Genomic DNA, 18,735 nt, shown 5'->3' with positions numbered 1-18,735 from the left:
TCTATAGTCTGTTATTTCTATGCCCAAGCTCTATTTCTAAGCTCAAGCATGAGTTATCACTTCAAGCTACTGCCAATAGTTTCGAGATTGGTGATCGTTTTCCATCTCGTGTCCAAAGATCTCTTCAAGTTCTTTACGAGCCTCTTTCGCTCTTTGGGCTAACTCGGCATCTTCGTTATGCTGAGGCAGCAACTCTTTCAGCATACCATTATCCAACTTTCTAAAGTGTGCTTCTGCTCGCTTCGCTTTATATGGATGCATGCCAAGTTCAGTCAATGTTTGACGACCTAAATCCAATGCTCCAAGGAAGGTTTCACGCGAATAGTTACTCACACCGTGGTTAAGTAGTTGATACGCTTCAACACGGCTTCGTGCACGCGCCAAGATCTTTAAGCGTGGGAAGTGCTGCTTACATAAATCGACGGTTTTCATGATTTCATCAGGGGAGTCAGTACACAACACAATCGCCTCTGCTTTATCAGCACCGGCTGCGCGTAATAGCTCTAGGTGAGTCGAGTCTCCGTAAAACACCTTGTAGCCGAACTTTCTAAGGATGTGTATTTGGCTGGCATCACTTTCAAGGACAGTGATACGAATCTTGTTGGCATACATCAGACGACCAATGATCTGACCAAAACGACCAAAGCCCGCAATAATCACTCGAGGGCTGCGATCAACCACATCCGAAGACATCGCACTTTCACTGATTTGATTAAGCTGACGTGCAAAGAATCGGTCTTGCAGTTTAAGCATCAATGGCGTGGTCACCATAGAAAGGCTCACAACCACCAGTAAGAACGACACTTGTTCGCCACTTAAGATGCCTTGAGCACTCGCCGCAGTAAAAATAACGAAAGCGAACTCACCACCTTGGCTAAGGATCATCGCCATTCGGCTGCGTGCTTTAGCTTGAGTGCCGAAGATACGAGCCAGCGCATACAGCACCAAACCTTTCAATACGACTAGCGACGACACTGCAATAAGTATTGCGAATGGGCTTTCTGCCAGTAGACCTAGGTTTACCGCCATACCCACAGAGATAAAGAACAGACCAAGCAGTAAACCTTTGAATGGATCAATCGCGATCTCAAGCTCGTGTCGATATTCACTTTCAGCCAGAAGTACGCCCGCTAGGAAGGTACCTAATGCCATCGACAAGCCAATCCGTTGCATGATCACAGCAATACCAATCACAAGTAACAGCGCCGCGACGGTGAATAACTCACGCACACCACTCATCACTACGTATCGGAAAAGTGGTCTCAACAAGAAGTGACCACCGACCAGCAGACCAATCACACCACCCAGCATCCATAACATGTCAGCCCAGCTACCGCCGGTATTACCCGCAAGCAAAGGCAACATTGCCAACATTGGAATAACGGCGATATCTTGGAAAAGCAGTACTGCAAAGCCTGACTGCCCGGCTTCTTTGCCACCAAGCTCTCGCTCTTCAATAACGCGTAAAGCAATGGCTGTCGAAGACAACGCTAAACCCATACCTATCACGAGGCTGGTTTGCCAAGTTAATCCAAATAGACAGGCGATGGCGGTAATAATCAGAGTGGTGATCAGCACTTGTGCGCCGCCCAACCCGAGAATGGGGGCTCGCATCTGCCACAGTTTTTTCGGGTTAAGCTCTAAACCAATCAGGAAGAGCAGCAGTACCACCCCGAATTCGGAGAAGTGCAGAATCGCCTCTACATCACTGATTAAGCCCAGCCCCCATGGGCCAATTGCCACACCTGCTAATAGGTAACCGAGTACTGAACCCAAACCGGCGCGCTGTGCGATAGGAACCGCAACCACAGCCGCCGCTAAAAATATAGCGCTACTTTGTAGGAAATCATTAGTCAGAGCCATCATTTGCTCCTATATCTTGTAGCGGATCTCGCAACCAATTTCGATATTCTTCAGCGTGTTGGTAACGCGTCATATCCGAGACATTTCGAGCCCAATGTAAAACTAAAGGTGACATCCAGTGCATCTGGCACAAAGCGGCAGTTAGCTCAAACGGTTGCAAGATCTCTTGTAAGGGATACTTATTATAGCCTGCAGCACCAAACGCCTCTTCTTTACCACCCGTGGTGATAACACTGCGCCAATGCTTACCCTTAAGTGCACTTTGCTCACCAAACGCAAAGCCCTTGCCTAATACTCGGTCAAACCATTCCTTCAATAACGAAGGGCATGAGTACATAAACAAAGGATGTTGGAATACAATCACATCGTACTGCAGAAGCAGTTCATGCTCATAAGGCACATCAATAAAGAAGTCAGGATAGAGGGCATAAAGATCGTGGATTTTAACATTCCCAAGCGACTCTATCTTTTTAACCATGATCTGGTTAGCGATAGAGGTTTGCGGCTCTGGGTGCGCATAGATCACTAATACCTTTGGCACGGGTTTGTCTATCGAGGGAGTAATACTCATTCCTTTGAAACATTCCTTTAAGGGCTAAACGGTGGCAAGGCCACTAGAATTTAAATAAAAGTTATTAATATGTTATTGGCATCATAACGCAAATTGCATTGTGATCGACTTTTATCTGGATTCAGCCTACTATGCAGGCGTCTGTTCACCTCTAATTTCTATGCTACCTCTATATGATTACTTTCTCTGATATTCAATTGCTACGCGGCGGTAAGCCACTCCTCGACCAAGCATCTGCGACTTTTCATCCTGGCGACAAGATCGGTTTGGTTGGTAAAAACGGCTGTGGTAAATCTACGCTGTTCGCCTTAATTAAAGACGAGCTGTCTATTGATGCTGGCTCATTCAGTAAACCAGCCCATTGGGAAATGGCTTGGGTTGCTCAAGAAACGCCAGCACTAGAAAGAACAGCGATTGAATACGTGATTGATGGCGACCGTGAATATCGCGGCCTTGAAGATCAACTAGAGAAAGCTGAACAAGCCGACAACGGCACATTAGTAGCAGAGATCCACGGCAAAATTGAAACCATTGGTGGTTACAGCATCAAAGCACGTGCTGCTGAGCTATTGGATGGCTTAGGATTTCGCCAAGAACAAATGACATGGAACCTAACCCAGTTCTCGGGTGGTTGGCGTATGCGTTTGAACTTAGCGCAAGCCCTATTGTGCCGCAGTGACCTACTGCTACTCGATGAGCCAACCAACCACTTGGATTTAGACGCAGTAATGTGGCTAGAACGCTGGTTACAAAACTACCCTGGCACACTCGTTCTTATCTCGCACGATAGAGATTTCTTGGATCCTATCGTCAACCGCATCGTGCATGTTGAAAACCAGCTGCTCAATGAATACACCGGCAACTACTCATCGTTCGAAACTCAACGCGCGCAAAAACTGATCCTGCAACAAGCGATGTACCAAAAACAGCAGAAACAAATGTCTCATATGCAGAGCTACATTGACCGTTTCCGCTACAAAGCCTCAAAAGCTCGCCAAGCGCAAAGCCGTATCAAAGCATTAGAGAAAATGGAACAAGTGCTGCCCGCTCAATTTGATAACCCATTCAGCTTTGAGTTTAGAGAACCAGACGCGCTACCAAATCCAATCATGATGATGGATGAAGTCTCTGCGGGTTACGATGACAACCTGATTCTAGAGAAGATTCGCTTGAACCTAGTACCGGGCAGTCGTATTGGTCTACTTGGCCGAAATGGCGCTGGTAAGTCAACGCTGATTAAACTCCTTTCTGGCGAACTGAAACAGCAAGGTGGTGAACTGAGCTATTCACAAGGCGTTAAGATGGGTTACTTTGCACAGCACCAATTAGAGACGCTGCACCCAGAAGAAACACCGCTGCAACACATGATGCAGATTGCCCCTAAACACACAGAGCAACAACTGCGTGATTACCTAGGTAGCTTCGGTTTCCAAGGTGAAAAAGCGCTCGATAAAGTAGCCCCCTTCTCAGGCGGTGAAAAAGCGCGTTTAGTTCTGGCGCTACTAGTATGGCAAAAACCGAATCTTTTGCTGCTCGATGAACCAACCAACCACTTGGATCTCGACATGCGTCAGGCGCTGACGTTTGCATTGCAGACGTTTGAAGGCGCAATGGTTATCGTATCGCATGACCGTTACCTACTCCGTGCGACTACCGATGATTTGTATTTGGTACACGACCGTCAAGTTGCACCGTTTGATGGTGACCTAAGCGATTACTACAAGTGGCTAACCGAACAGCAGAAAGTTGAACGCAAAGAAGCACAAGCATTGGCACCAGCAAAAGACGGCGCCAACAGTGCGGCAGCAAAAAAAGATCAGAAACGTAAAGAAGCAGAGTTCCGTAAACTAACGGCACCAATTCGTAAAAAGCTGAGTCAATTTGAAAAGCAGATGGATAAATTAACGTTGGCTCTTGAAGAAGCCGAGCAAGAATTATCCGACACTTCACTGTATGAAGCTGAAAATAAGGCTAAACTGAATAAAGTACTCGCTCTCCAAGCGAGCAGTAAGTCACAGCTAGAAGAAGTTGAAATGGATTGGATGTCCACTCAAGAAGAGCTTGAGCAGATGGAACAGGATATGGATAGCTTATGAGCCCAGAGCACGCCCCAATATCACTAACACTGGAACGACTATGGCAATTTAGCCTTCAGTATTACAGTGTGCGTGGTGTAAAGGATGCGTGCCTAGCTTTACAAAACCAGTTTCACGGCAACGTCAATCTACTGCTGCTGCTCAAATGGCTTGATGAGCAGCAATTGTCTTTTGCCGAAGAAGAGTGGCACAAAGTTCAACAGTGCTTGAGCCGCTCTGAAACCCTGCTTCATAGTTATCGAGAGCTACGTAAGCATCTCAAAGCACACGTTGTTGATTCACTCTACCGTGAAGCCTTACAGTTCGAATTACAACTAGAGAAACAACAACAATCTGATCTCGTCGACTACATAAACTCTCTTCAGCTTTTCGCAAACCAACAAGCGCCTCTCGCTTTTCAATACTGTCGATTATTAGGGGCAGAAAACCTCTATGTTGCTTTTTCTGAACCAGCCCCTCAGCCCTAAGGCATTCCCTTTTCCTTTTGTTAGATCAAGATCCAAGCTTATTGGGGACTATCGTTCTTCGTGTTCACGCGATGGTGGCTCGGATTATTAGCAATATATAGAGCTTAACCTCGATAGTATTCAACCAGTTACCTACAACCTGTTTTGAAACCTGTATGAGTGAAACTCTTGCGCTTATGCCGAGAATCAACCAAGCTCAAATAAAAACATGGGCGTTTCACTAAAAGCTCAACACTTTATCAAAGCCCATAAAAGAAGCATGGACTGTTTTATGACAATATTTACCGCAGCGGCTGGTCTCTCTAATCCGCACTTACAAACCTTAGTGCCACGGTTTATTAGAAAGCAGGCGTTATTTGATCCTCAATGGCAAACCTTAGAAACTCCCGACGGTGATTTCCTCGACCTTGCATGGAGCGAGGACCCGAAGGGAGATAGCCCCAATAGTGATAATAAAAGCAGAGGAGATGCGAATAATAAGCCCATTTTCGTTCTATTCCACGGTTTGGAAGGCAGCTTTGAAAGCCCTTACGCCAATGGACTGATGAATGCGTTTGCTAAAGATGGTTGGTTATCCGTGATGATGCACTTTAGAGGATGCAGCGGAAAACCGAATCGCTTGGCTCGCGCGTACCATTCAGGAGAAGTAGAAGATGCTCGTTTCTTTCTACGACACTTACACGCGCAATTTCCCAATAACCCAAAGGTTGCGGTTGGTATATCTCTAGGCGGAAACATGCTGGCGAACTACTTGGCTGAGTATGCGGACGACCCATTACTGTCGGCGGCAACGATAGTTTCTGCTCCTTTTGATTTAGCTTGCTGCTCCAGTCGTATTGAAAGAGGCTTCTCTAGGCTCTATAAAAAATACCTGCTCAACTCACTCAAATCGAATGCCTTGAAAAAGGTTAAGCTGTTACAAGAAAAAATAGGTATCTCCGCTGAAACCATCAAAAAAATAGACAAACTGTATGAGTTTGATGAAAGGATCACTGCGCCTCTGCATGGATTTAAGAATGCTCAAGACTACTATGCTCAATGTTCAGCGCTTCCAAAACTGAATAAGATTAAGCTACCGACTCAGATCATTCATGCTAAAGACGATCCTTTCATGACTGATGATGTTATTCCAAAATTCGTACTACCAGACAATATTGATTATCGCCTGTTTCAGAAAGGTGGCCATGTGGGGTTCATTACCGGTAGCACGCTCAAGCCCAGGTTTTGGCTAGAAGAAGCATTGCCAGCCTACTATGAAAGTATCCAAGATTCGGCATAATGACCGAGCCTTAGTAAATAGAAGTAAAAACATTACTAATTAATAAACATAGTTATCAACATATCCATGAACATAAAAGAGAGAAGTATTTATGATCATCCCATGGCAAGACATTGCACCAGAAACACTGGAAAACCTCATCAAAGAGTTCGTGCTGCGTGAAGGTACAGACTACGGTGATGTAGAGGTTTCATTGCAAAACAAGATTGACCAAGTGAAACATCAATTAGCCTCAGGAGAAGTCAGTATCGTATTTTCTGAGCTGCATGAAACCGTTGATATTCAAGTCACAAAACGCTTCTAGGCTGCGCTCATAAAGGAGCCGTGTTATAGTGGTAAACGATTGCTAACAAGTAAGTTACTCAAAAGACAAGGGTTGTCATGTCCGCTAAACATCCAATTATTGCGGTGACGGGTTCATCAGGAGCCGGCACCACCACCACCTCAGAAGCCTTCCGTAAAATGTTCAATATGATGGACGTGAAGGCCGCTTGGGTTGAAGGGGATAGTTTCCATCGCTTCACTCGACCAGAGATGGATGTCGAGATCCGTAAAGCGCGCGAGCAAGGTAAGCACATCAGCTACTTTGGTCCACAAGCCAACGACTTTGGTGCGCTAGAAGAGTTCTTCCGTAAATACGGTAACGAAGGTACAGGCAAGGTACGTAGCTACCTGCACACGTTCGATGAAGCCGTTCCTTACAATCAAATGCCAGGCACCTTTACGCCATGGCAAGAGATCCCAGAAAATTCAGATGTGATGTTTTACGAAGGCCTGCACGGCGGTGTGGTTGATGGCGATATCAATGTTTCTCAACACGTCGACTTGCTGATCGGCATGGTACCTATCGTCAACTTAGAATGGATCCAGAAATTCGTTCGCGACACACGCGATCGTGGTCATTCTCGTGAAGCAGTAATGGACTCGATTGTTCGCTCGATGGATGATTACCTTAACTACATTACTCCTCAGTTTTCGCGTACTCACATAAACTTTCAGCGTGTTCCAACGGTAGACACATCAAACCCTCTCAACGCTAAAGGGATCCCAAGTTTAGACGAAAGCTTCGTTGTTATACGTTTGCGCGGCATCAAAAACGTCGATTTCCCTTACCTTTTAGCTATGATTGATGGCTCATTTATGTCTCGCCACAACACGCTTGTGGTACCAGGAGGGAAGATGAGTTTTGCTATGGAGCTCATTGTAAGGCCGATCCTACAACAACTCATCGAAACCGGAAAAATTGGTTAACAGAGCACCATTCTGGTTGATTACTTTTCATACCGTGATCATGTGCACAATTTTGCGTAAAAAATCGTAGCTTGGTCACGATTAAAATCAAGAAATAGTACCTGAAAAAGGATACTATTCTTAAACGAAACACAAGATAGCTTGCAGCGCTCAACGAGTGCTCTTATCCTACAAGTCAATCCAGGCTTAGCTAAAATACGGAAAGCGGCAAGCATACCCTGCAGAGGAAGTGAGATATTATGGTTCTAGGTAAACCTCAAACCGATCCAACATTAGAGTGGTTCCTTTCACACTGTCATATTCATAAGTACCCATCAAAAAGTACTTTGATTCATGCTGGTGAAAAGGCAGAAACCTTGTACTACATTGTTAAAGGTTCTGTGGCAGTTCTTATCAAAGACGAAGAAGGTAAGGAAATGATTCTTTCTTACCTAAACCAAGGCGACTTCATCGGTGAGCTAGGCTTATTCGAAGAAGACCAAGAGCGTACAGCTTGGGTTCGTGCAAAATCTCCTTGTGAAGTAGCTGAAATTTCTTTCAAGAAATTCCGTCAACTTATCCAAGTGAACCCAGACATCCTAATGCGTCTATCAGCGCAAATGGCAAACCGTCTACAAGTAACTAGCCAAAAAGTTGGTGACTTAGCGTTCCTTGACGTAACTGGTCGTATCGCACAAACGCTACTAAACCTAGCAAAACAACCAGATGCAATGACTCACCCTGACGGCATGCAAATCAAGATCACTCGCCAAGAGATTGGCCAGATCGTTGGTTGTTCTCGTGAGACAGTTGGTCGTATCTTGAAGATGCTAGAAGAGCAGAACCTAATTTCTGCACACGGTAAAACTATCGTGGTATATGGCACTCGTTAATCTCGATTAACTGAGCCTAAAATTTGAAAGCCACCAAATGCAAATTTGGTGGCTTTTTTGTTTTCTAAAGATCTACAAAGAAAATACGAATGAAACACCTACAGCTTCGAAGCGCAAACACTCTCGAAGCGAAGCCTATCTGCATCTTTAGGGTAAAGTCCGTACTCGTATCTTTCTTTAACCGTTAGTGCTTTCGAAGATCTTGTCAGCCGATGCTGCCACAAAACCGGTATAAAGCTCACCATTAGCCATCGCATAACGCTTAGCGAACTCATAGAAGCCTCCAGGAATCATCTCATTGCCCTCAACAAATGAAACTGGGACTTTATCTGCCATTGTTGATGATTGCTCTAATAAGACCTCTGGAGAGCCTTTAACCTGGCCACCAGATGCATTGATCGTGAAGCCTGATTCGCTCAAATAATCATTCACTGCCTGCACTTCATCAAAAGCATCGAGTTGATTAACGCTCACTGTAAAGTGGTTGGCACCGTAACCATGAGCTGCGAGCCAAGACGCGTATTCACTTTCTTTTGCAAGCACTTGGAAATCTGCGAAGCTCAAGTCCCATAGACGACCACCAAATAAGAATTCATGGCCTTGAAGCTTGCTTACGTCGACTTGCTCAACCAATTTAGCAACGATCTGTTGTAAGTCACTTGAACACTCTTCGACCTTCAACTCACTAATGAACACTTTAGGTTGATTTGGATCTGGGTGCTCGTAATGCTTCGCGACTAGCTTCTTACTCTCAAACAAGTAATCGCCACACGCTTTATAACCTAGCTCAAGGAAAGGCTTAGCCAATGTTTCAATACCTAGCGGAGCAACATTGAAAGTACGCAGTGCAATGTGATCATTAATCAGAGCTTCGTCTTCTTTCAGCAAGTGATGTACTTTCTCAGCCGATGGACAAAGCCTGTGAATGTAATCGTCCCAAAGTGATTTAAAGAGTAGATCGGGCGTCATGGTGACTCCTTGTCAGAGGTTCTAGCAAGCTAGTAATTTGGATTAGAAAGGGAGAGGCTGAGACACAGAGTCAGCAGCCATCAGCCTGTGACATACTTTTCTATTATTATCTACCGCCCAATCTAGGTGTTGGGCGTGATGGAAAAAGGAAGCGATAGCACCGCTTCCTATTTCAAACTTAACGCATAAGCCTAAGACTCATTAGCCTAAATTAAAGCTCAATACCTGGGCTAAACGTTGCCGGAAGTTGAGTTTCGCCACCTTCCATTGAAGCCATAGGGTAAGCACAGTAGTCAGCCGCGTAGTAAGCACTTGGGCGTAAGTTGCCCGAAGCACCTGGACCACCAAATGGAGCATCGCCACTTGCGCCTGTTAGCTGGCGGTTACGGTTAACAATGCCCGCACGGATATGGTCAACAAAGTATTCCCATTCAGAATCATCTGTTGATACTAAGCCAGCAGATAAACCAAAGCGTGTGTCGTTAGCTAGCTCAACCGCTTGCTCTAGCGATTGATAACGGACCACTTGTAGCAATGGACCAAAGTACTCTTCATCCGGCAGTTCAGCAATGTTGGTTGCGTCGATAATACCAGGAGAAACAAACGCCGCTTGACCCGCTTTTGCTTCTACTAGACTTACACCGCCTAACGATTGCAGATTCGCTTGTGCGTCCAGAATGAACTTAGCCGCAGCTTCAGAGATCTGTGGGCCCATGAAGGGTGCTGGCTCAGCGAATGGCTGATCGACACGAATTTTCAAGGTCGCAGCAACGAGCTTATCCAGTAGTTGATCGCCCTTATCTCCTATTGGAACATACAAGCGACGTGCACATGTACAACGTTGACCCGCACTGATGAAAGCTGATTGGATGATAGTGTATACCGTTGCGTCTGCATCACCGTATTGGTCGCTGATCACCATAGGGTTGTTGCCGCCCATTTCTAGTGCCAGCATCTTGCCCGGTTGGCCCGCGAATTGACGATGCAGGATATGACCGGTATTGGCACTACCTGTGAACAGCACGCCATCAAGGCCTTTAGCATCAGCCAGTGCGATACCTGTCTCTTTGGCACCTTGTACTAGGTTAATTACGCCAGCAGGAAGGCCAGCTTCTTGCCATAGTTTCATCGCAAACTCACCCGTCCAAGGTGTCTGCTCTGACGGCTTAAATACCACGGTATTACCCGATAGCAGTGCTGGAACAATATGACCGTTAGGTAGATGACCAGGGAAGTTATAAGGACCAAATACTGCCATTACGCCTAATGGACGATGACGCAGTACAATTTGGTTGCCTGCAGCTTCACGTGAAGCTTCACCAGTACGTTCATGGTAAGCACGAATAGAGATAGCAATTTTGCCCGCCATCGCGCCCGCTTCAGTACGCGTTTCCCAAATCGGTTTCCCCGTCTCTTTTGCAATAATTTGTGCTATTTCTTCGCTGTTCTCTTTAACTTTCTCAGCAAAATTCAACACGATCGCTTCACGCTCGGCAAAGCTCAGTTTTTTCCAAACTAAGAAGGCTTCACGAGCCGCTGCTACTGCAGATTCAACCTGTGCAGGAGTTGCGCTATCACCCTGCCATACTACTTCATTATTGTATGGGCTTACTGATGCCATGGCGTCACCTTGACCTGCCACCCATTGTCCTGCTATCCACTGAGTCATACTTCTATCCTTAAAATCTTCGACAGATAATCGCCGCTCTTATTGAGCCAACATGCGAACGAATTCGCCTTCTTTTACTTCAAGAGCGCTTGCTACTTCAGATGATAAAATCACTGTGTCGCTTGCTTGGTCATACGCACCTTTCGCGGCTACTGCGCGGAAGTTCTCAAACGAGGTATTACCAATTAGGAAGTCTTTAGAGCTAGAGTGCTCTGCAATTTGAACCTGTGCTCGAATTGAGTGACGCACAGATTCGATATTTCTTAGATCACACTCAACCGTTGGGCCCCCATCAAAGATGTCGACATAGCCACGGTTGGTGAAACCTTCACGTTCCAGCAACTTAAGTGCAGGGCGCGTATTGTCATGAACCTCTCCGATCACAGCTTGAGCTTCTTTGCTCAGTAGGTTCACGTAGATAGGTAGCTTAGGCATTAGGTCAGCAATGAAGCCTTTCTTACCAATACCGGTTAGGTAATCGGCAAGCGTGAAGTCAATCGAGAAGAAATGTTCTTGCAGCCATTGCCAGAAAGGAGAATTGCCTTCCGCATCTGATACACCACGCATCTCAGCAAAGATCGTTTTTGAGAAACGCTCTGGGTGCTCAGCCATCAGTAGGAAACGACACTTAGACATCAGTCGACCGTTTAAGCCTTTGCGGTAATCAGGACGTAAGAACAGCGTACAAATTTCGCTGCAGCCTGTGTAGTTATTACCGAAAGTCAGCAGCTTCACCACGTTATTCACGCCAAGCTTTTGCGATGAGTGAACCACTTTACTGATGTGGTAAGAGTAAAACGGAACGTCCCAACCAATTGAAGCTTCAATGCCTGTGGTACCAGCAACTTCACCGGTTTCTGTGTCGAAGCCAACCATTAGGTAGCCTTCGTCACCAGGTTCAGTCACGTCTTGTTTGGCAAAGCTGTATTCAGAGTGAGTAATACGGTTAGTTAACAGTTCTTCGTTAACCGGAAGAGATGTGAATCCGTGTCCTGACTCAACGGCGCAGGTATGCAGCGCATCGTAATCAGATAGTTTTATTGGGCGAACAACTAGCATCAATATTCCCTCCAGATGCAAAATAGGCCCAAAACCAGAAGCTTGGGCCTTTAGCAGAACGTCATGGGATCGCTCTAGTGGCGATCATTCCTATGACGCCGCTCAGGCTAAACTAGCGTAGCGATTGCTTTGTCTAGTTTTGATAAACCTTCTTCAATTTCTTGTTTAGTGATAACCAGTGATGGAGTAAAACGAACCACGTTTGCACCCGCAACCAGTACCATTAGGCCTTGCTCGCCTGCTGCTACTAATACGTCACGCGCACGCCCTTGCCATTCGTCATTCAGTGCAGCACCTAACAATAGGCCTTTACCACGAATCTCACTGAAAATTTGGTATTTGTCGTTAATCTTAGTTAGACCATCACGGAATAGCGCTTCACGCTCTTTTACGCCTTCTAGAGTCTCAGGTTGGCTAACTACGTCAACCACTGCTTCAGCTACCGCACACGCCAGTGGGTTACCACCGTATGTAGAACCGTGCGTACCAACCTTAAGGTGTGTAGCCAGTTCAGACGTCGTCAGCATTGCGCCGATAGGGAAACCGCCACCTAGAGACTTCGCTGTGCTTAGAATGTCTGGCGTCACGCCCAGACCTTGGTAAGCATAGAAGTTACCAGTACGACCATTACCTGTTTGTACTTCATCAAAAATCAACAATGCATTGTGCTTGTCACACAGTTCACGAACCGTATTCACGAACTCAGCCGTTGGAGAGATGATACCGCCCTCGCCTTGCAGAGGTTCCATCATGATGGCACAAGTGCGATCAGAGATATGCGCTTCTAGAGCGGCAATATCGTTGTAAGGTAGGTGAGTTACATCGCCAGGTTTTGGACCGAAGCCATCTGAGTAAGCTTCTTGACCACCAACGGTTACAGTAAAGAAAGTACGACCGTGGAAACCTTGCTTGAATGCAATGATTTCAGATTTCTCAGGACCGTGAACATCCGCAGCCCAACGACGAGCTAGCTTAAGTGCTGCTTCGTTCGCTTCTGCACCAGAGTTCGCAAAGAATACTTTTTCTGCAAAACATACGTCAGTTAGCTTCTTCGCTAGACGCAGTGCAGGTTCGTTAGTCATTACATTACTTAGGTGCCAAATCTTGTTTGCTTGCTCGGTAACAGCATTAACCATTGCTGGGTGACAGTGACCCAAACAGCTCACAGCGATACCACCAGCAAAGTCGATATACTCTCGGCCTTGTTGGTCCCAAACGCGTGCGCCTTCCCCTTTTACTGGGATCATTTCCATTGGGTTATAACAAGGCACCATCACCTCATTAAACAGACTACGTTCTACTTTATTTTCCACTGTCATCGTACATTCCTTCTCGATACCGCAAGCTTCGCAAATAAGCGTACTGGTTCATAAGTGAGACAAAGATATTTTCTCTCGCCATAATCCCGCCGCAGCATTATATTTACATTTAATTAACGTTTTCAATAGTAGATTATTCTTTAGCTATCCCTAACAACCAGCTAAACGTCACTACCTATGACTATTTATGCATCAATCAATCTGTTTTATGAAGCTTTTTTTACCTAAACGTATAACCTGCAACGGCAAAGCCTTACTGGCATTGCGGTATATTGGGTTCGAGACGAAATAAGGCGAATAATTTTGCATAGGCTAAAAACTTAGCCTTAAGAGGGAGAAATGTTATAAAAAGTGATCAGCGTCAGAGGAGTAAGAGACGCGTAGCGCCCGAATTTAAACGCTTAACGAATGGGCTAACAGGTTTAACTGGCTTATTTAGACGGAGAAAGGGTCAAATTTAAACACTCAACGCGCTAAGAAGTTAGCGAGAAGCTGGTGTCCTTGCTCTGTTTTAATCGACTCAGGGTGAAATTGCACCGCATCAATCGGCAAGGTTTTGTGTTGATAACCCATGATCTCATCCATGCTACCATCTTCAAATTCCGTCCAAGACGTCAGCTCAAAACAGTCTGGTAATGTGCCGTTTTTCACCACTAAAGAGTGGTAACGAGTCACAGTCAGAGGGTTATTGAGACCTTGAAAAACACTCTTACCGTTGTGGCGGATCGGAGAGGTTTTACCGTGCATCACTTGTCTGGCTCGCACTACTTCACCACCAAACACTTGAGCAATGGCTTGATGACCAAGACACACACCTAAGATCGGCAGTTTACCCACGAAGTGTTCAATGACTTGTAGAGAGATTCCCGCATCATCAGGCGTACAAGGACCTGGCGAGATAACAAGATGGCTAGGATTCAGCGATTCAATACCCGCAATATCAATCTCATCGTTGCGAACAACTTTTACAGTGACCCCTAACTCACAGAAATACTGATACAAGTTATAGGTAAAAGAGTCGTAGTTATCGATGATAAGTAACATGGGTCGAAATCGTTTGCTAAATACTAAATGATTGGGAGATATAGGGGCGGTATTGTGCAATACCCATGGCGAAAGGCAAGTGGAAACTGCATTTCGCCAATAATTAAGGCCAACCTAAGTTGACCTTAATTGTTTACAGATAGCCTTAAGTTATCTGAATTGGCCTGCTTGTATAGCAAGCCAATCTATTTGTGATTGAGCTACTTGCGACGACGCCACATTGCCAGGCCAAACAATGACATCAATGCACCCAAGCCGAATGAACCGCCGACTCTTAACTCAAGAACCGCAGGATCATGATCCGATGAACGGAAGTGATCTTGGTACTTAGGCAGATCGCCTTTGTACTCTTCGTTGTAGTCAAACAACGTCGATTCACCACCATTAATGTGCCAGTCCGTTGCATCCACCACCATGTCTTTCAGGCTGTCGCTGATCAACAGGTGATCCAGTGCGCCCACTTCGTCATTGTATGAGTAGCTCCAGCTGTCTGGGTGCTTTTGAGCTACAGCATTAATGTAACCGTAGTTCTTAGTAATCACCGCACCGCTATCACCAAACTGTTCAACACCATCAATGTAAGTGTTACGCGCCGCTTTAATTTGCTTTCCGTATTTCTCTTCAGAGTAATCCGTTAGCACCAACATTGGATCTTCCATGCCATACGAATTCATATCACCCAGAATCACTTTATGACCTTCAATGCCATCGAGTGCTTCGCCCAGTGCCACCGCCGCAGCTACGCGGAAGTTCTCACATGAGCCTTGCTTGTCGGCATCAACACCACCTTGACCGCCCTGTTCAACCGGTGCTGCATCTTCCCAACACTTAGAGCCTTTCGATTTAAAGTGGTTAATCGCTACGGTGAGTTTCTCTTTGGTACCTTTAACCTTGAAGGTTGGCGCTAACGAGTCACGCTGGTAGTTCTTACCATCTTCAATCACCTTACCTGAATCGTCTAACACCTCTGGTGCTTGCTGGCTTGGCATCGCGATAACGCGGCTGTCTTTAAGCTTCACTACCTTCTTGCGATAGATGACACCCGTTGTGATTACGTCAGTACCAATCGAGTCCATCTCGTCGGTTACACCATCTTCATTTGAATCAACTGCGACAAACGTATAACGGTCTTTCTTACGCTCAATGCGATCATTCAACTGATTCACAAGCTGTTGAATGGCAGAACCTTCACCAAAGCCGTTGTTCTCAATTTCCATCAAGCCAATGATGTCTGCATCTAAGCGAAGAATCGCGTTCACAATCTTCTCTTGCTGCATCTCAAACTCAGTGATGGTGTTCGCGCCACGGTTATTGCCGTGCTGATTCGCGTCGCCACCAAATGGAGAGTTGAAGTAGTTCAATACGTTGAAGGTCGCAATACGTAGGTCGCCTTCATCCATGTCTGGTTTGTCGGTACGCGGATCGTTACGCACATAGTTTTCAGCCGAGATCTGGTTAGTCGCAATTAAACGGTACTCACCGTAGCTGTAAGTCAGCACGCCTTCTAGGCCAACAATGGTGTCATCAATGCGGATGTAATCTTCTGTTGAACCATCTTGATCGATATCAGTGCGGCCAAAATCTGGGTAGAAAGGGACTTGTCCATCAGCCGCTTTTTGATCGGTTTCAACGAAAAGACGGCGGTCTGCGTTGTCTTCAGTTTGCTGCTTCGCTTCGTCAGATCCCGCGGCGAAAAGCTGGTTCGGCTGCATGTTAATACGCTCATGCGCCAGTACCATGTTGTTACGACGACCTGCGTAGTCATAACCAAAGGTACGCGTCACACGCATATCAAGCGCTTCGGTTGTTTTCACCAACATGCCTTCGTAGCGTTCAAGCGTTGCAGCGAAGTTCTCGTCACTGTCTAGCACTTCAATCGCCGTAGCTTCAGGTGCCTGCCGCTCGCCCTGTTTTAGCCATTGGTTGTTTTCTACTTTCAGCTGAGTGTGGCTGTAGTATTCTTGAACCTTGCCTTTCACACACACTACATCACCGGCTACTAGCTCTGAGCTCGACTGGTTGGTATGAATAAATAGACCCTCAGAAGTGCTTGAGTTGAAATCATCCTCAAGTGCTTGCAGGTAGAAGCCTTTAGTTAGGCCTGTTGTTACCGCACTTACCACACCTTTTACGAAATATTCATCGTCGGTGATGTATGGGTAGTCATCGATGAATGGCGATGTAGCGCCCTCACCTTGGATTTCTTGAATGGTGGTGAATACTGGGTCAGAGCCATCTTGTGTACAAGTGAACGCTTCTGGCAGTTCAACGCTGTCTAGTGAACCTAGGCCTTCAATGCTGTCTTTTGGTAGCGATACCCATTGTGAAGCATCAAACGTCGCAGAAGGTGTTTGTGTCGCACGAACCAAAGTAACATCTTTGCCCCAGTCCACATCGCCCATCAAACCAACAACATCATGTACCGAGCCGTCTGAATTCAAGATAGCCAGCGGGTCGTCACCATTATGATTGGCGATAGAGGCATTAATGATGTCAGCTTGAGCTTTAATCTCATCACTCGCACTAGAATGTGCGACCACGAGTACTTCACCGGGTGCTAAAACGTGTCCATCTAAAGGTAAAGTGGCACCCCATGATCCGTTGCCATTGGCAGATTTCGCCAAAGAGTAACCATCTAAACTAATGCTGCTATCGCCACTATTGGCAATCTCAACCGCTTTGTTATAGCTGCCGCCTTCCACATATTGTGAAATAAACAAATCAGCGTGTGCGCTTGTAGTTAACAAGCTACCAATTGCCACTGCTAGCAATGAAGGTTTGTGTAAAAGAGCCATCCGTTTCACCTGAGTTCATCGAGTTATAGTCACTGCCATCTATGGGCAGTCATGTATTTTGTGGTAACTATCAGGTTTATTTATGAAAGGAATAAGTCAGTTGGCAAGAAAATGAGGAACTTATCACTTTGGAATCATCAATTGTTTGGCACGTTATATATTTCCAACATATATAGAAACGAGTGTGATTTTATAAAGCTTGAGGGTACCAAATAAGATCATCTGCACAGCATTACAGCGATGGATATGCTAGCTAAATACTGGGTAAATTATCAATTCAAACAAGGGGGTTTCGAGGAAGACAAATGGAATGGGCATGAAAAAGCCCAAAGTAAACAACAGCTACTTTGGGCTCAAATTCTCAAGCGAGTTGTGTTAGTTCACCCTATGGGCGAGTAACAAAACCTACTGCTTCGTATGCTTTTTTCAGTGTCACTGCAGCACGTTCAGAGGCTTTTTCAGCACCGGCTTTCATTACTGCGTCCATGTAGGCACGGTCAGCACGGATACGGTGATATTCAGCTTGAATCGGCTCAAGCATCTCAACCAATGCTGCGCCTACGTCTTTCTTGAACGGACCGTACATTTCAACGCCTTGGTACTGCGCTTCGATCTCTTCGAACGTTTTACCTGTCGCTGCAGAGTACAGACCCATTAGGTTAGAGATACCCGCTTTGTTTTCCCAATCGTGAGCAATGCGTGGTGGTGTTTCTGCATCGGTTTGCGCTTTGTTGATCTTCTTGATGATCGACTTAGGTTCTTCTAGCAAAGTAATCACGTTCTTACGGTTGTCGTCTGACTTAGACATCTTCTTCGTCGCATCTTGCAGGCTCATTACACGTGCATTCACTGTTGGAATGTAAGGTTCTGGTACTTGGAAGATTGGCGTTTCAGGACCGTAGATGTTGTTGAAGCGAGTTGCGATATCACGCGCTAACTCTAAGTGTTGTTTCTGGTCGCTACCTACAGGCACTTGATGAGCACCGTAAAGCAGGATGTCTGCAGCCATCAACACTGGGTAGTCGTATAGGCCTACGTTTACGTCATTTGAGTGGCGTGCAGACTTATCTTTAAACTGAGTCATACGGCTCAGTTCACCCATTTGCGTGTAACAGTTAAGAAGCCAACCAAGTTGAGCATGCTCTGGTACGTGTGACTGAACAAATAGCGTGCTCTTCTTTGGATCAACACCGACAGCAAGACAGATTGCTAGTGCGTCTAGAGTCGCTTCATGCAGTGCTTTCGGGTCTTGGCGAACCGTAATTGCGTGAAGGTCTACAACACAGTATTGGCAATCGTAATCATCTTGCATCTGTTGCCATTGACGTAGAGCACCCAAGTAGTTACCGATACTTAGTTCACCAGATGGTTGAACACCACTCAATACGATGGGCTTGCTCATGGTTTTAATTCCTTTGCTTATTCGCTAAGTTTATTGAACGCTTAGCTTCTTAACTTAAATATAGAAAAGCCGCACAGCT

At 45.8% G+C, this 18,735-nt stretch carries 15 protein-coding genes; 6 read left to right on the top strand and 9 right to left on the bottom strand.

Annotation, left to right across the window (positions count from 1 at the left end):
• Positions 1-66: 66 nt before the first annotated feature.
• Both kefB and kefG read right to left on the bottom strand, forming a co-directional pair.
• On the bottom strand, positions 67-1,863 hold the full coding sequence (gene kefB / locus AB6D93_RS04380; protein WP_017068828.1) for a glutathione-regulated potassium-efflux system protein KefB: 1,797 nt from the start codon (positions 1,861-1,863) through the stop codon (positions 67-69).
• On the bottom strand, positions 1,850-2,434 hold the full coding sequence (kefG, locus tag AB6D93_RS04375) for a glutathione-regulated potassium-efflux system ancillary protein KefG (protein WP_010435196.1): 585 nt from the start codon (positions 2,432-2,434) through the stop codon (positions 1,850-1,852). Before kefG ends, kefB begins: the two co-directional genes overlap by 14 nt.
• A gap of 173 nt (positions 2,435-2,607) precedes the next feature.
• Between kefG and AB6D93_RS04370 the strand changes: the two genes are divergently transcribed.
• From AB6D93_RS04370 to crp, 6 genes are all read left to right on the top strand, one after another.
• Entirely contained in the window at positions 2,608-4,530 is a 1,923-nt protein-coding gene (locus tag AB6D93_RS04370) for an ABC transporter ATP-binding protein (RefSeq protein WP_016767995.1), read from the top strand.
• Positions 4,527-4,997: a TIGR02444 family protein gene (locus AB6D93_RS04365; RefSeq protein WP_010435202.1), complete on the top strand. Its 471-nt coding sequence runs from the start codon at positions 4,527-4,529 to the stop codon at positions 4,995-4,997. The genes AB6D93_RS04370 and AB6D93_RS04365 overlap by 4 nt, the downstream gene beginning before the upstream one ends.
• A 271-nt stretch (positions 4,998-5,268) precedes the next feature.
• Positions 5,269-6,276 carry a hydrolase gene (locus AB6D93_RS04360; protein ID WP_016783703.1) on the top strand — a complete coding sequence of 336 codons (1,008 nt, stop codon included), beginning with the start codon at positions 5,269-5,271 and terminating at the stop codon, positions 6,274-6,276.
• Between the two features lie 91 nt (positions 6,277-6,367).
• Positions 6,368-6,580 (top strand): YheU family protein, encoded by a 213-nt coding sequence (locus tag AB6D93_RS04355; RefSeq protein WP_010435208.1) that lies wholly within the window; start codon positions 6,368-6,370, stop codon positions 6,578-6,580.
• A 77-nt stretch (positions 6,581-6,657) separates the two neighbouring features.
• Complete coding sequence (locus AB6D93_RS04350; RefSeq protein ID WP_010435210.1) at positions 6,658-7,527, top strand: phosphoribulokinase; 870 nt, start codon at positions 6,658-6,660, stop codon at positions 7,525-7,527.
• Between the two features lie 239 nt (positions 7,528-7,766).
• Positions 7,767-8,399: a cAMP-activated global transcriptional regulator CRP gene (gene crp, locus AB6D93_RS04345; protein ID WP_004729651.1), complete on the top strand. Its 633-nt coding sequence runs from the start codon at positions 7,767-7,769 to the stop codon at positions 8,397-8,399.
• Between the two features lie 177 nt (positions 8,400-8,576).
• Here crp and AB6D93_RS04340 read toward each other — a convergent pair whose 3' ends face one another.
• From AB6D93_RS04340 to trpS, 7 genes are all read right to left on the bottom strand, one after another.
• Positions 8,577-9,368, bottom strand: a complete 792-nt coding sequence (locus AB6D93_RS04340; RefSeq protein WP_010435216.1) for a DUF1338 domain-containing protein — start codon at positions 9,366-9,368, stop codon at positions 8,577-8,579.
• Positions 9,369-9,579: 211 nt separating this feature from the next.
• A complete protein-coding gene (gene astD / locus AB6D93_RS04335) occupies positions 9,580-11,037 on the bottom strand; it encodes a succinylglutamate-semialdehyde dehydrogenase (protein WP_010435219.1) in 1,458 nt (485 codons plus the stop codon).
• 39 nt (positions 11,038-11,076) lie between these two features.
• Positions 11,077-12,096 (bottom strand): arginine N-succinyltransferase, encoded by a 1,020-nt coding sequence (gene astA / locus AB6D93_RS04330; RefSeq protein WP_102333879.1) that lies wholly within the window; start codon positions 12,094-12,096, stop codon positions 11,077-11,079.
• A 107-nt stretch (positions 12,097-12,203) separates the two neighbouring features.
• A complete protein-coding gene (locus AB6D93_RS04325; protein WP_017066202.1) occupies positions 12,204-13,415 on the bottom strand; it encodes an aspartate aminotransferase family protein in 1,212 nt (403 codons plus the stop codon).
• 465 nt (positions 13,416-13,880) lie between these two features.
• The gene (locus AB6D93_RS04320) at positions 13,881-14,459 is read right to left on the bottom strand and encodes an aminodeoxychorismate/anthranilate synthase component II (RefSeq protein ID WP_017068833.1); all 579 of its coding nucleotides are present in this window, start codon (positions 14,457-14,459) and stop codon (positions 13,881-13,883) included.
• A 200-nt stretch (positions 14,460-14,659) separates the two neighbouring features.
• Positions 14,660-17,254, bottom strand: a complete 2,595-nt coding sequence (locus tag AB6D93_RS04315; RefSeq protein WP_102333880.1) for an ExeM/NucH family extracellular endonuclease — start codon at positions 17,252-17,254, stop codon at positions 14,660-14,662.
• Positions 17,255-17,639: 385 nt separating this feature from the next.
• Positions 17,640-18,656, bottom strand: a complete 1,017-nt coding sequence (gene trpS, locus AB6D93_RS04310; protein WP_016796005.1) for a tryptophan--tRNA ligase — start codon at positions 18,654-18,656, stop codon at positions 17,640-17,642.
• Positions 18,657-18,735 lie beyond the last annotated feature (79 nt).

The organism is Vibrio sp. 10N.247.310.23, from assembly GCF_041467155.1.
GTDB lineage: Bacteria > Pseudomonadota > Gammaproteobacteria > Enterobacterales > Vibrionaceae > Vibrio > Vibrio crassostreae_C.
The sequence above is the reverse complement of the archived record's forward strand: the minus strand, read 5'-3'. Positions and strand labels throughout refer to the sequence as shown.

What these genes read in the sequence shown, in the direction of transcription:
- kefB (WP_017068828.1), bottom strand. Translation starts at nt 1,863, where the DNA reads ATGGCTCTGACTAATGATTTCCTACAAAGTAGCGCTATATTTTTAGCG.
- kefG (WP_010435196.1), bottom strand. Translation starts at nt 2,434, where the DNA reads ATGAGTATTACTCCCTCGATAGACAAACCCGTGCCAAAGGTATTAGTG.
- AB6D93_RS04370 (WP_016767995.1), top strand. Translation starts at nt 2,608, where the DNA reads ATGATTACTTTCTCTGATATTCAATTGCTACGCGGCGGTAAGCCACTC.
- AB6D93_RS04365 (WP_010435202.1), top strand. Translation starts at nt 4,527, where the DNA reads ATGAGCCCAGAGCACGCCCCAATATCACTAACACTGGAACGACTATGG.
- AB6D93_RS04360 (WP_016783703.1), top strand. Translation starts at nt 5,269, where the DNA reads ATGACAATATTTACCGCAGCGGCTGGTCTCTCTAATCCGCACTTACAA.
- AB6D93_RS04355 (WP_010435208.1), top strand. Translation starts at nt 6,368, where the DNA reads ATGATCATCCCATGGCAAGACATTGCACCAGAAACACTGGAAAACCTC.
- AB6D93_RS04350 (WP_010435210.1), top strand. Translation starts at nt 6,658, where the DNA reads ATGTCCGCTAAACATCCAATTATTGCGGTGACGGGTTCATCAGGAGCC.
- crp (WP_004729651.1), top strand. Translation starts at nt 7,767, where the DNA reads ATGGTTCTAGGTAAACCTCAAACCGATCCAACATTAGAGTGGTTCCTT.
- AB6D93_RS04340 (WP_010435216.1), bottom strand. Translation starts at nt 9,368, where the DNA reads ATGACGCCCGATCTACTCTTTAAATCACTTTGGGACGATTACATTCAC.
- astD (WP_010435219.1), bottom strand. Translation starts at nt 11,037, where the DNA reads ATGACTCAGTGGATAGCAGGACAATGGGTGGCAGGTCAAGGTGACGCC.
- astA (WP_102333879.1), bottom strand. Translation starts at nt 12,096, where the DNA reads ATGCTAGTTGTTCGCCCAATAAAACTATCTGATTACGATGCGCTGCAT.
- AB6D93_RS04325 (WP_017066202.1), bottom strand. Translation starts at nt 13,415, where the DNA reads ATGACAGTGGAAAATAAAGTAGAACGTAGTCTGTTTAATGAGGTGATG.
- AB6D93_RS04320 (WP_017068833.1), bottom strand. Translation starts at nt 14,459, where the DNA reads ATGTTACTTATCATCGATAACTACGACTCTTTTACCTATAACTTGTAT.
- AB6D93_RS04315 (WP_102333880.1), bottom strand. Translation starts at nt 17,254, where the DNA reads ATGGCTCTTTTACACAAACCTTCATTGCTAGCAGTGGCAATTGGTAGC.
- trpS (WP_016796005.1), bottom strand. Translation starts at nt 18,656, where the DNA reads ATGAGCAAGCCCATCGTATTGAGTGGTGTTCAACCATCTGGTGAACTA.